Source organism: Flavobacterium sp. GW823-FHT06G12 (genome assembly GCF_058794775.1).
In genome coordinates this window covers 147,481-161,469 of the sequence record NZ_JBXAHE010000007.1, presented here as the reverse complement: position 1 = coordinate 161,469, position 13,989 = coordinate 147,481, and the positions used below count along the sequence as shown (strand labels likewise).

10 protein-coding genes are annotated in these 13,989 nt (G+C 33.2%); 5 read left to right on the top strand and 5 right to left on the bottom strand.

What is annotated here, in order from left to right:
* Nucleotides 1-3 precede the first annotated feature (3 nt).
* Together pdeM and AC1Q5Z_RS22925 are read left to right on the top strand one after the other, a co-directional pair.
* Nucleotides 4-645, top strand: a complete 642-nt coding sequence (gene pdeM / locus AC1Q5Z_RS22930) for a ligase-associated DNA damage response endonuclease PdeM (protein ID WP_343586398.1) — start codon at nt 4-6, stop codon at nt 643-645.
* Between the two features lie 119 nt (nt 646-764).
* Nucleotides 765-2,705, top strand: a complete 1,941-nt coding sequence (locus AC1Q5Z_RS22925; protein ID WP_343586401.1) for an oleate hydratase — start codon at nt 765-767, stop codon at nt 2,703-2,705.
* Nucleotides 2,706-3,032: 327 nt separating this feature from the next.
* Here the strand turns inward: AC1Q5Z_RS22925 and AC1Q5Z_RS22920 are convergent, their stop codons facing one another.
* From AC1Q5Z_RS22920 to AC1Q5Z_RS22905, 4 genes are all read right to left on the bottom strand, one after another.
* Nucleotides 3,033-4,163: an efflux RND transporter periplasmic adaptor subunit gene (locus tag AC1Q5Z_RS22920; RefSeq protein WP_343586404.1), complete on the bottom strand. Its 1,131-nt coding sequence runs from the start codon at nt 4,161-4,163 to the stop codon at nt 3,033-3,035.
* A gap of 2 nt (nt 4,164-4,165) precedes the next feature.
* Nucleotides 4,166-8,542 carry a CusA/CzcA family heavy metal efflux RND transporter gene (locus AC1Q5Z_RS22915; RefSeq protein WP_492447032.1) on the bottom strand — a complete coding sequence of 1,459 codons (4,377 nt, stop codon included), beginning with the start codon at nt 8,540-8,542 and terminating at the stop codon, nt 4,166-4,168.
* A gap of 80 nt (nt 8,543-8,622) precedes the next feature.
* On the bottom strand, nt 8,623-9,000 hold the full coding sequence (locus AC1Q5Z_RS22910; protein WP_492447030.1) for a hypothetical protein: 378 nt from the start codon (nt 8,998-9,000) through the stop codon (nt 8,623-8,625).
* An 87-nt stretch (nt 9,001-9,087) separates the two neighbouring features.
* A complete protein-coding gene (locus AC1Q5Z_RS22905) occupies nt 9,088-9,381 on the bottom strand; it encodes a winged helix-turn-helix transcriptional regulator (RefSeq protein WP_343586411.1) in 294 nt (97 codons plus the stop codon).
* A 90-nt stretch (nt 9,382-9,471) separates the two neighbouring features.
* Here AC1Q5Z_RS22905 and AC1Q5Z_RS22900 point away from each other — a divergent pair, with 90 nt between their 5' ends.
* The 3 genes from AC1Q5Z_RS22900 to AC1Q5Z_RS22890 all read left to right on the top strand — a co-directional run bounded on the left by AC1Q5Z_RS22900 (nt 9,472) and on the right by AC1Q5Z_RS22890 (nt 12,940).
* Entirely contained in the window at nt 9,472-9,717 is a 246-nt protein-coding gene (locus tag AC1Q5Z_RS22900; RefSeq protein ID WP_492447028.1) for a hypothetical protein, read from the top strand.
* 95 nt (nt 9,718-9,812) lie between these two features.
* Nucleotides 9,813-12,167 carry a mechanosensitive ion channel family protein gene (locus AC1Q5Z_RS22895; protein WP_492447026.1) on the top strand — a complete coding sequence of 785 codons (2,355 nt, stop codon included), beginning with the start codon at nt 9,813-9,815 and terminating at the stop codon, nt 12,165-12,167.
* A 212-nt stretch (nt 12,168-12,379) separates the two neighbouring features.
* Nucleotides 12,380-12,940 carry a phage tail protein gene (locus tag AC1Q5Z_RS22890; RefSeq protein ID WP_492447025.1) on the top strand — a complete coding sequence of 187 codons (561 nt, stop codon included), beginning with the start codon at nt 12,380-12,382 and terminating at the stop codon, nt 12,938-12,940.
* A 15-nt stretch (nt 12,941-12,955) separates the two neighbouring features.
* On the opposite strand, the gene AC1Q5Z_RS22885 is transcribed toward AC1Q5Z_RS22890, so the two are convergent.
* A complete protein-coding gene (locus AC1Q5Z_RS22885; protein WP_492447023.1) occupies nt 12,956-13,963 on the bottom strand; it encodes an SAM-dependent methyltransferase in 1,008 nt (335 codons plus the stop codon).
* Nucleotides 13,964-13,989: the final 26 nt, after the last annotated feature.

The following is a 13,989-nucleotide window of genomic DNA, read 5'->3' as shown; positions in this document are numbered from 1 at the left end:
CTTATGAAAATTCAAATACAAAATGAAACCTTTATACTTCACCCAAGCGGAGCTGTTTTTTGGGAATCTAAAAAAATAATTATCATTTCTGATGTTCATTTAGGAAAAGTTACACATTTTAGAAAACACGGAATCGCGATACCGCAAAATGCCATTTCTGAAAATTTTAGAAAAATTACTGAAGTTTTGGATGAATTCATGCCTGAAAAAATCATTTTTCTCGGCGATTTATTTCACAGTTCAAAAAATGCAGAATGGGATTTATTTGAAAAATGGCTTTCTAACCACAATCAAGAAACCTATTTGATTACGGGAAATCACGATATAATTGACGAGAAACACTACAAAACGATTGGTGTTGTGGTCATTGAAATGTTACAAATAGATGCTTTTTTCTTCACACATCATCCTACAGAAAAAGAGAATTTATTTAATTTTTCAGGACACATTCATCCCGGGATTGTTCTTCGAGGATTAGGATTGCAAAGTTTGAAACTACGCTGTTTCTTTCATAAGCCAAATCAAATGATTTTACCTGCTTTTGGAGAATTTACTGGGAAGTTTTTCCTTAAACCCGAAATCGATCATATTGTTTATGCTATTGCTTCAAATGAAGTCATTCTAATAAATAAGAAAAACAGTTGACACAAAAGATATATCTCACTAATAATCAGGAAAATATACGTATTTTATTTCAAAATAAAAACAGAAAAATTTTACATTTTAGGCTTAATTTAGTTGGATTAACAGTTAAAGCTTAGAAAATGAAGAATATTACGTCAAAATTTGAAAAAGTTCTAAACAATTCTACGACCTACGGAAATGTAAATCATGAACCAGATTCGAGTACAGAAACCCAGTTAAACACCCCAGAAAAATCAATGCCGTTTTCAGATCAAATTGGAAATTACCAACGTAACATTGGAATTCCACTTAAATCTTATGAAAACAGCAAAATTTATATTGTAGGAAGCGGTATTGCAGGAATGGCCGCGGCCTATTATTTTATAAGAGATGGCCGAATTCCAGCAAAAAACATCACTTTTTTAGAACAACTTCATATTGACGGCGGTTCTTTGGACGGCGCAGGAAATCCGAAAGATGGATATATTATTCGTGGAGGGCGCGAAATGGATATGACTTATGAAAATCTTTGGGATATTTTCCAAGATATTCCCGCTCTAGAAATGCCGCCCCCATATACCGTTTTAGATGAATATCGATTAATCAATGATAATGATTCTAATTATTCTAAAGCGCGTTTAATTCATAAAAATGGCGAAATTAAAGACTTTAGTAAATTTGGTTTAAACAAAAAAGATCAGCTTGCTATTGTAAAATTACTGCTTAAAAGAAAAGACGAATTAGATGATCTTACTATTGAAGATTATTTTAGTGCAACGTTTCTAGAAAGCAATTTTTGGACGTTTTGGAGAACTATGTTTGCATTTGAAAACTGGCATAGTTTATTAGAACTTAAACTTTATATGCATCGTTTTCTCCATGCCATTGACGGATTAAATGATCTCTCTTCATTAGTCTTTCCGAAATACAATCAATACGATACTTTCATTACTCCGCTTCGAAAATTTCTTGAAGAAAAAGGCGTAAATATTAAATTTCATACGCTTATAAAAGATCTAGTTATTCAAAGTAATACTGAAGGTAAAATTGTTGAAGGAATTATTACTGAGCATGAAGGAAAAGAATCTAGATCTTCTATCGGAAAGGATGATTTTGTTATTGTAACAACAGGTTCTATGACCGAAGATACTTTTTATGGAGACAATAAAACAGCACCAATTATTGGTATCGACAACTCTACAAGCGGTAAAAGTCCGGGATGGATGTTGTGGAAAAATCTTGCAGCAAAATCTCCTATTTTTGGCAAGCCTGAAAAGTTCTGCAGTAATATCGAAAAATCATCTTGGGAATCTGTCACTTTAACTTGCCGACCTTCTGCTTTTGTAGAGAAACTAAAAGAATACTCGGTAAACGATCCATACTCAGGAAAAACAGTGACTGGCGGAATTATCACGATTACCGATTCTAATTGGCTAATGAGTTTTACTTGTAACAGACAGCCGCACTTTCCAGATCAGCCAGATGATATTTTGGTAATTTGGGTTTATTCATTGTTTATGGACAAACCAGGAAATTATATTAAGAAAGTAATGCCTGAATGTACAGGAGACGAAATTTTAGCCGAATTAAGCTTTCATCTCGGAATAATCGACAAACTTGATAATGTAATTGAAAATACAATTGTACGAAGTGCTTTTATGCCCTACATTACTTCTATGTTTATGCCTCGAGCAAAAGGCGATCGTCCTAGAGTTGTACCTGAAGGCTGCAAAAATCTTGGTTTAATTGGACAATTTGTTGAAACGAATAATGATGTTGTTTTCACAATGGAAAGCTCGATTAGAACGGCTAGAATTGCGGTTTATAAATTATTGAATTTAAACAAACAGGTTCCCGATATTAATCCGCTTCAGTATGATATTCGTCATTTGCTAAAAGCAGTAAGAACGCTCAATGACGGAAAAGCATTTTTAGGCGAAAGTATTCTGCATAAAGTTTTAAGAGGAACTTACTTTGAGCATGTTTTGCCACCAATTGAAGAAGACAAAGAAGAACATGAATCTTTTATTTCCGAACAGGTAAACCGATTTAAAGATTGGATAAAAGGGGTTAAAGATTAAATTATGAATTGTGAATTGTGAATTGTGAATAATTAATTTAAAACTATTTAAATCATTTTATCTAAAGTAATAAATTACATTCTGTTAGGGATATTTGGTCGGTGAAAAATCATGATATTGTTGTGAAATGTGTTCTGTAGGGGAACCTGATTTTTATCGAAAAAAAATATGGTCAAACAATCAAACGTTCAAATTCTAATTTTATCAATAAGCTATTCTTGCGGAATGAAATCGGAATAATATTGCTCTATTAAAATTGAAAACCCAGTAAAACTAAATTTACTGGGTTTTCTTGTTTAACTCTAAATTGTAATCAGAAAATAAACATTATTGTTCGTCATTATTCATGGCAGACATCAATAAAGTATAAGCATTTTTGATAACCACTTTTGAAGAGTCAGAAATCGCATCAGAAGTAATTTGAGTAAAGCCCTCATTTTTGACTCCAGATTTAACTTCATTCATTTGAAACTGGTTATCTCCAATAGCTGTAAACACATAAAATTTTCCTTGCCAACGTACTACTGCATCTTCTGGAACAGTTAACGCTTTCTTATTTTCAATTTCAACTTCGGCGTTTACAAACAAACCAGGTAAAAGTGCAGGATTATAAGCGTTTACATTACAGATAATTTCTGCCGCTCGATCTCCATTTAAGCTTTGATTGATAAAAGCGATTTTAGCCGCATACTTTTTAGCATCAGAAGCATTGGTATAAGCCATTACAGTCTGACCAATTGAAAGCGAAGTCACATCTTTTTCGAACGCGTTTAAAGTTAGAACAATATCTTTTTTATCAATTAATTCAAAAAGCATATCTGTCGGATTTACATATTTTCCAATGTTGACATTTACTTTAGAAACCAAACCGTTAATTGGAGAAACAACTCGAATCGTTTTGCTAATATTTCCGACATTTAGCGTTTTAGCATTAATTCCTAATAGATTTAATTTTTGCTCTAAAGAAGACATTGTAATGCGTTGCGTTCTCATTTCAGTTGTAATCTGTTCTAAAACTTTATCACTCGCCGCTTTATTTGCATTTAACTCTTTTTGTCTTTTATGTTCGTTTTGAGCCAATTCGAATTTCTCTTTCGCCATTAGATAATTTTGTTGCAATTCTATAAACTGCATATCTTCTAAAACAGCCAAAACCTGACCTTTCTGAACGTTCATTCCGGCAATAAGATTAGTGCTTTTTACATAACCTCCCAACGGAATACTAATACTTATTACGCTTTTTGGCGGAACTGTTACTGTACCTTGAAGCTGTAAAATCTCTTTTACATTCTTCACCGTTGGATTACCGCTTTCTAATCCTGCATTTTTAATTTGTTCAGGACTTAATTTAATAATATCAATGCTTTTAGTTTCAGCACTTTTGGTTTCCTCATTTTTCTTATTTCCACAAGAAATAAGAAATATAGCGCCTATAAACGCTGCAATACATTTTTTCATTTTTAAATATTATTAAGATTTTGCAGTGTAACAACTGCTTTATTGTAAGCATTAAGCGCGTCTAAATATTCACTTTTGATTGTGATAGCTTGATTAACCACCAAAACCCATTGCAAATAATCGATATCTCCATTTTGCAATTGACTGCTTGACGCTTCGATAATTGTTTGAGCATTTTTTAATCCATCAGTTTCATAGTATTGTAAACTTTCTTGGAATTTTTTTAGCTCGCGATCTGCATTTTCAATATTCGTTTTCACTTCGATTTTAGTTGCTTCAGAAAGTTCGACAAAGCTTTCGTATTCTGCTTTTGCGGCTCTTTTTCGCTCTGATTGACTAGTGAAAAATATTGGAATCGAAAGACCTGCATTAACATAATTAAATCTTTGTCCGCTACCATAATAAACTTCTTGACCTGAAGCATTAGTTTGACTTCCGATAATGCTTAGATTGTTATATCCTAAAGTAATTTCAGGAAGTAATTTAGCGCCTTCCGTTTTCCATCTATACTTAGCCGATTCCGATTCAAACTGCGAACGCTGAACTGCTGGAAGATTTTCTGCTTTTAAATTTTCGATAGACGAACGATTTAAAACCGCTTTTAAATTCATCTTTTTTGGAGTATGCTCCACTTTATCTTGAAGAATAGCATTGAACGAATTCAAAGCAATTTCAATATCACGGTTGACCATTACCAATTGATTGCTGTAGAACTGTCTTGCAGATTGTGAAGCACTTTTTTCTAAAACATTTGCTTCTCCAGCTTTAAACCTTAAATCTGATTTTTTCTCCATAATCCTGTAGATTGAATCAGCGTAAACTAAAAGTTCTTTTTTGCTGTTGAGCCACAAATAATCGTAGTAAATATTTCTAACACGAGTTTTTATTTCTTGCGAAGTCAATTGCACTTCGGCTTTTGCTTTATAGAAATCGGCTTTTAAAGCTTTTTTCTGATTGCTATAAACAGTCGGAAAAGCAAAAGTCTGGCTAATTCCAAAACGTGTATCATTCTGCGAGCTATTAAATTGTCCGTAATCGGCATCTATTTGCGTTTGCGGAATATTATAAGCCGTTTTCTGCGAATAACTTTTAGACTGCTCATTTAATTTAGCCGATTTAACTATTCGATTATTTTGAATCGCAATAGAAATAGATTCATCAAGCGAAATTGGCAACTCTTGCGCTTTTGCCATGTTACCAATAAAAAGAATACTCAATAAAATGGTTAGATTATTCATATGCTTTTTTCTTTTTTTAGTGAAAACTTTAGCGTGATACGTCATTAAATAAATAGCAGGAAGTACAAAAAGCGTTAAAAGTGTTGCGGTTACCAATCCGCCGATCACTACAGTTGCTAATGGACGCTGCACTTCTGCTCCTGCTCCGTTACTCAATGCCATCGGAAGAAATCCGAGAGAAGCAACAGCTGCTGTCATTAAAACTGGACGCAACCTGTTTTTAGTTCCTAATAAAATAATCTGGAAAGGATCTGTAATTTCTCCTTGTTTCTGAATTCGGTTGAATTCGGATATTAAAACAATTCCGTTTAAAACGGCGACTCCGAACAGCGCAATAAATCCAACTCCGGCAGAAATACTAAAAGGCATGTCGCGCATTACCAATGCAAATACACCGCCGATGGCTGATAATGGAATTGCCGTAAAAATGATAATTCCTTCTTTAAATGATCTAAAAGCAAAATATAATAAGGCAAAAATCATTAATAAAGCCGCAGGAACAGCAACTCCCAATCTTGCTTTTGCTTGCTGAAGGTTTTCAAAAGCTCCTCCATAAGTAATATAATAACCTGGATCAAATTTGATTTGCTGATTTACTTTTTGCTGCAATTCTTCTACAATAGATTGAACATCTCTTCCTCGAACATTAAATCCAACGATGATCCTTCTTTTAGCATTTTCACGCTGAATCTGATTTGGGCCTTCAACTTCTTCGACACTAGCCACTTGGTAAAGCGGAATTTGCATTCCCGATGGCGTTGCTATCAAAAGATTTCTAACATCTTCAATTCCTTTTCTTCCATTGTCTTCCACTCGAACGACCATATCGAAACGTTTTTCGCCTTCGTAAATACTTCCAGCAACAGCTCCTGCGAATGCGGCATTAATCGTTGCATTCACATCAGCCACGCGTAAACCGTATTTCGCCATTTCTGCCCAATTGTAATCAATTACGATTTGCGGCATTCCTGTAACTTTCTCTACATATAAATCGGCTGCGCCTTCAACTGTTTTACTAATTGCTCCTAATTTTTCAGCGTATTCAGAAAGCTTTTGAAGATCTTCTCCGTAAATCTTACAAACCAAATCTTGTTTTGCTCCTGTCATCAATTCGTTAAAACGCATTTGAACAGGAAACTGAAATCCTGTTGTAACTCCAGGGGCAATTCTTTTTACGGTTTTAGTCATTTTATCGGCTAATTCGGGAAACGAAGAAGCGCTTGTCCATTCTGATTTATCCTTTAAAACAATAATCATATCTCCACCTTCAATTGGCATTGGATCGGTTGGGATTTCCGCGCTTCCAATTCTGGAAACTACTTGTTGCACTTCTGGATATTCCTTCTTTAATTCGGCTGAAATTTTCTCAATAGTTTTGGTCGTCGTAGAAAGATTAGTTCCTAACAATAATCGAGTTTCAACGGCAAAATCCCCTTCTTCTAATTGCGGAATAAACTCACCTCCCATTCTTCCGAACAAAACAACAGCGATTCCAAAAAGTATAAATGCTGCAATAACAATCGATTTTCTAATGCCTAAAGCTTTCGTCAGCCAACCTTCATAAGCATTTTCTAGTTTCGCCATTATACGATCAGAAAGATTCTTTTTATGGCTGATTTTTTTACTTAAGAATAAAGCGCTCACCATTGGCACATAAGTCAATGACAAAATGAAAGCTCCTAAAATGGCAAATGCAACAGTTTGCGCCATTGGTTTAAACATTTTACCTTCTATTCCTTGAAGAGAAAGAATTGGTAAATACACAATCAAAATGATAATTTGCCCAAACACCGCCGCGTTCATCATACGCGCTGCAGAGCCTGTCACTTCTTTGTCCATTTCTTCTTGCGAAATATCATTTACCGCTTTATATTTTTTAGAACTATGAAGATGATGCAGAATGGCTTCAACTATAATTACAGCTCCATCTACAATTAATCCGAAGTCTAATGCTCCAAGACTCATTAAGTTTCCGCTTACGCCAAAAGTATTCATCATAATAATGGCAAAAAGCATCGCTAACGGAATTACTGAAGCTACAATAAAACCTGCTCTAAGATTTCCTAAAAATAAAACCAGAATTAGAACAACGATTAAAGCTCCTTCAATTAAGTTTTTTTCTACTGTTCCAATGGCGTTATCTACCATTTTTGTTCTGTCTAAGAAAGGTTCGATTTTTAAACCTTCAGGAAGAATTTTCTCGATTTGAGCAATTTTGTCTTTTACATTGACGATAACATTATTGGCGTTTTCACCTTTCAGCATCATTACAATTCCACCAACCGATTCCCCATATTCGTCCGTCGTTAAAGCACCGTAACGAATCGCAGAAGAAATCTTCACATCGGCAACATCTTTTACCAGAATCGGAAGTCCACCTTGCGTACTTTTAACCACAATGTTTTCAATGTCTTTAATGCTTTTGGCTAAACCTGTACTTCTAATGTAGGAAACCGTTGGGCCTTTCTCAATATAGGCTCCTCCAGTGTTTTCGTTACTAGTATTCAAAGCCGTAAAAACTTCACTAATCGTTAAGTTTTGGGCCTTTAATCTAGCAGGATTTACCGCAATTTCATACTGTTTTAATTTTCCTCCAAAAGTAGAAACATCGGCAATTCCTTGCGTTCCTAAAAGCTGTCTTCTGATTGTCCAGTCTTGAATTGTTCTTAAGTCTTCTAGAGAATATTTTTCTTCGTAACCTGGTTTTGGTTTTAAAACATATTGGTAGATTTCTCCCAAACCAGTTGTTACAGGTGCCATTTCAGGCGAATTGGCATTTCGGTCAATTTCTACTTGCTGGAGTCTTTCAGCAATTTGCTGACGTGCCCAATATACATCGGCATCGTCGTCAAAAACGACGCTTACAAGAGAAAGTCCAAAACGAGAAATACTTCTGCTTTCTTTTAAATTTGGAATATTACTTATCGCTTGTTCGATTGGGAAAGTAATTAACCTTTCTACATCTTCGGCGCCAAGCGATGGGGCTGTTGTGATAATTTGCACCTGATTATTAGTGATGTCTGGCACAGCATCTATTGGTAATTGGGTAACTTCATACACACCGTAGATAATCCACAGTAGTGTAAAGATTCCAATTGCCAGTTTGTTCTTAACTGAGAACTGAATTACTTTATTAAGCATAATGTATTAATTAAAAAATAATAAATGAGCAACTGAAAACGATACGTCTCAGCCACTTCAATAAAAAATTTAAAAATTAATTATGCGATTGGAGGTCTAAATAAAGAAAGTAGATTTGGATCTGAAAAAAGATCCGATCTGTAAGTTGGAATTTTTGATTGTGGAAATTCCGGATTAAAGAGAACCGGAAGTAAATCTTTGTCGTCTAATATGAATATAAAGTGAAAAGAAGCGCTGCTAATTACCTTAAAAGGAAGTTGCATGTCGCGATCGTCGTCATTGTCGTTTAAATCTTCTCCCCAATAATGCATTGACAAGAAATCTACAAAACTCACATTTTGCAGTTTATTGTGTTCTTGATAGTGCGCAATTAGTATAGGCAGTTTATAAAACTGCTGTACAAAACTACTATTGGAGGCAATAAGAAGGATAAATATGTAGACAATTGTTTTTCGCACAACGCAAATTTAACTTAAATTATCTAAGGTTTCATCATTTTTGCCTTCTGAAAAGGTTCTTTTAACAATTAAAAAATATTGAATTATTTAAGATAATCCTTCTAACTGCTGAAAAACAGGAATTAACGATTTTCCTTTTTCTGTCAAATTATACTCGATATGAAGAGGTTTCAACTTAATAGTTACCTTTTCTAAAAGACCTTCTTCTTCCAATTCTTTTAAAGCTGTAGCCAAAGATTGCTTATTTGAGCCTTGAATTTGACGCAGTAATTTATTAAAACGTAAAGGTGACTCTACAGCTAAACGAAAAATTTCTGCTTTCCATTTTCCAGATAATACTTTTAAGAGTCTTTGTGCGGGACAAGTTTCTGTTTCTTCCATAATTATTGCGGGTAGTCAAAAAAAATTGACCTATTGTTTTCGAAAGTTTTTTAATCAAATTTTGTTGTAAATCTAAAGTAAAAATATAAAATGAAAGCAAAGAAACCAAGCGAAATGAGCGTTGAAGAGTTATTAAGAGCACAGAAAAAAATAAAAAAAACGATTAAAGTTTTAATTTTAATTGCCACCTTTCTTCTTCTTCTTATCGTATTTCTATTTCTCGAGAAAGGATTATTAACTTTAATGGTATTTCCTTTATCGATTGCCTTTCTTATTATCAACTCTAATTTTCTTAAAGAAATACAACATGAAATTGCTAATCGAAACTTAGAATAAAACCTTCATATTTAATTTTTTAAATTTAAAATTTCTTAACTGCAAAGTCATTCAAAAAAAATTAAATTTGGGCTCAATTAACAAGCCCTTAAATTATGATTATTCACAAAAAGACTTTTTATTTTCTCTCTCTATTTTTACTTCTTTTATTCTCTCAATTTAACTACACACAACAACAGAAAACAGTTAAAAAAGAAAGCCGCGGTAGATTATTTAACGACACTACGGCTACAGATAGCGATTACTTAATGGCAATTGAAAAAGCCGGAGAAGTACTAGAATCTGCTTATAATGATATCGATTTTGCAGGTGATACACGTCATCTTTTTGGCGAAATGAAACGTACAGAAAGTAAACTGGACTTAATTTTGGCTAGTTTAAAAGGAGCTAATCCTAATGTGCGAAACCAGCAGATGTACCGTATTGTTCTGCAAGAAATTCAACAAGAACTGGAGGAACAGAATAAGGCAATTAATGCTAAAAATCTGGATCTTGAAAACATCAAAAAACGTGTAATTGATCTTCGAAAAGACAAAACTTTAATTACCTTAATAAAGGATACTATTCGCCGTAAACAATTTAAGAAAGAATTTGGAGATCTTAGAAAAAGATATGTTGCTACCGATAGTTTAATGACTAAAAACCAAACTACTTTAAACAATAAAAAACGACTTACAGTACAACGAAAAATTTCTGTTTCTAATGCTTTAGTTGCCGTTGAAGGAAAACTGGAAAAATCTGGAATTAGCATTTTCAATAAAGAATATCCTTCTTTATGGCAGATTAATGATTCTGTTGCAAAGAAAAGAGTAAAACATAATATTGGAGCCAAAATTATAATTGAAGAAAATGTATCAGCATATTATTTAGGCTACAAAGCTGGCGGACTTATTACGCTGTGTTTCTTTATGGGACTTTTGTTTTGGTATATTTCTCGAAATATTAAATATCTAAACACAAATGGTTATGCCGAAAATCTACAGCTTTTAAATTTCAAATATTTAAACCGAGGTGTTTTACTGCCAATTCTAGTTATTGCATTAAATATTGCTGTAGTAACCAATTTATATGCTCCTGCTCTATTTTTAGAGTTAATCCAGCTTTTCCTTTTAGGGGTTTTAATCTTTCTTTTTAAAAATCAATGGTCAGGTGTTGCCATGAGGAATTGGCTTTTTCTTTTAGGATTGTTCTTTGCACTTTGCTTTTTGGATTTGTTTATCACAATTGGATTATTACAGCGTTTTGCTTTTGTAGCGATTAATATTTTAGGTATTCGCTACGGATTGGTTCAAATAAAAACACTTAAAGAAGAACTTTATATAAAAGGCTTTTTTAAATGGGCAAGTATCATTTTTATTGGACTAAATATTTTATCGATTTTATATAATTTATTTGGAAGGGTTTCGCTTTCTAATATGTTAAGTATTACGGCTTTTATTTCACTTACTCAAATTGTTGCTTTAAGTGTTCTTTTGAAAATTATTTTAGAGATTATTTTACTTCAAATTTATACAACTAGAGTAAAAAGAGGAATTGAAAAAATGTTTGATTACGAAAGTTTATCAGACACTTTGAAAAAACCGTTTATCATTGTAATTAGTTATATGTGGCTAATTGTAATTGCTTCAAATTTGAATATTTGGGAATCACTTCGTGGTTCTTTAGGAAAGTTATTAAGCCATCCTAATACAATTGGAAGCATTACGTTTACTTTAGGAAGCGTTGTTTTATTTTTTATTATTATTTGGGCCGCGCATTTGCTTCAAAAATATGTTGCTTATTTCTTTGGAGAAATTGATGATGAAAACGAAGAAAATATTAATAAAAGACAGCATTCTAAATTGCTTATTACACGATTGGTTGTTCTAATAAGCGGTTATCTTCTTGCTGTTGCTGCTTCTGGAATGCCTTTAGATAAATTGAGTATTCTTCTTGGTGCTTTAGGTGTCGGTGTCGGACTTGGGCTTCAGAATGTCGTAAACAATTTTGTGTCGGGAATTATTTTAATCTTTGACAAGCCAATTCAAGTTGGCGACGTTGTAGAAATTAGTTCAGAATCTGGACGCATTAAATCGATGGGGCTTCGTACCACTAAGATTAATGCTCCAAATGGCGCTGAAATTATTATTCCAAATGGTAACTTATTATCTCAAAATATCACCAATTGGACTTATACTGATAATTTTAAATTGGTCGAAATTACTTTTGAAATCAATGGAGAAACTATTCCAGAAGAAATTAATACCATCGTAACTGAAACGCTTGCTAATCTTCCATTAGTAAACAATGCGAAACCATCACAAATATACTATAGCTCAATTTCTGATGGAAAATATAAACTTTTAATCAAGTTTTGGTGCAGTATTTATAGAACCGAAGAAACTATAAGTTCGGCAAGACAAGAACTTTATATTGGTTTCAAAAACAAAGGCTTAACTTTCTCAAGCTAATAAAAATTAGAAAAGGCGGTAATTAATTTTACCGCCTTTTCTTTTACAGCAATATCTAAATATTGATACATTTTTATAGTAATATGTTAAATTATAAGACTTTACTTAAAAACACGTATAAACCCGTGTATCCATTATTTACATATAAAGTAATTTAGCTATATAATAAGAACACGATCAAACTAATATTAACTATTAAATCTCAAAAAAATATGGAAGAAGAATACGTTGGAGTAATTAAAATGTTCTCAGGCAATTTCGCACCAAGAAACTTTATGTTTTGTGCAGGTCAATTATTGCCTATTTCGCCATATCAAGCTTTATTTTCAATTATCGGAACAACTTATGGAGGAAATGGGACCACTAATTTTGCCTTACCAAACTTACAAGGTGTCGTTCCTATTGGGCAAGGTCAAGATAGGTTTGGAAATTTTTATTCTCTTGGTCAAATAGCTGGTTCTCCAACAACAAGCATTTTAACAAGCAATATGCCTGCTCACGTGCATACTGGACCAGGTAAAATTGGTGTAACAAGTGCTCAAGCAACTGACTCTACTCCAGTAGATGGCTCATCTATTGCAACACCAGGATCTGTGGTATCAAGAGTTTTTACACCAACATTAGGTTTCGCAACATCAACTCCAAGTGTAAATTTAACGAGTAATATTACTACTGCCGCAACGGGAAGTGGTGTGCCTATAAATAATATGCAACCCTATCTAGCAATAAACTACGTTATTTGCATACAAGGTTTATATCCATCAAGAAATTAATGTCAAAGGGTAGCTTTATTTTAATATATATGACCATTTCGGCACATCATAGAAATCATATGCTAATTTAATTTCTGAAGAGTCTTTTATACCATACATAGAAACAAGACAGTATGGATTGGTAATAAAAGACTCTGCGGTTTTTAACTCGATATCATCAAATATGGTAATTTCGGTAAAAAGACACACATCGGGACAATTTTCAAAGGTAGCTGGCAGAGTATAAAAAGCACTTTCTATTTTTGAATTATGATTTTCTCTGCCAAAATGCTCTTTGTTTATTGTTAATACTCTATCAACAAATATATTGTAAACATAGGGCTGCATATTTTTGTAGCCCTTTATTCCGTTTATATCTACTTTAAGAGAAGGTTCATAATCAAAAAAAGTATAGACTAGGTCAATTTTTATTTCTTGTGGAATAAATATCGCATGTTTATTCATTTGCTGAATTATATTTTTGCTAATGGCCACTTGAGGTTCTCTGGTTAAAGCATAATGCATAGTTTCAGAAACTGCAAGATCAACTTCAAAATTCTTTGGAATTGTATATGTAGTCGCATCTGCTTCTATCAACTGGAGGTTATAGTCTTCAATATCGATTACAGAAATGAGTTTTTGTACTGATTCAATCGAAGCTTTGTTAATATCAATCAAAACAGCATTAATTCTCTCTTTCTTAAACAATGGAAGCAAAGGCAGAATTAATGTTGCATAAGGACCACAACCCGCATACAAGATATTAATGCTTCTTTCAGGAAAAAGAGCATCTAAATGGTTTAATGCTTTAAAAATACCTTTAATGAAGTTAGTTGTACGTAGATAATCATCCACACAATCAGCTGCGCCAGAACTTGACAACGCTATTCCTCCTTGCACAACCATTTCATTTTCATCTGAATGTTTAGCATCGATAATTTCCTTGTAAAAAACAGAAAGCTTTTGTGCCCAATATATTTGTTCGTCATTACTAGTTGATGCTATGATAGAATTGACAATAATTGTAAGTTTGTGTTTATACATATATACAACATACTTTTAATGATTGA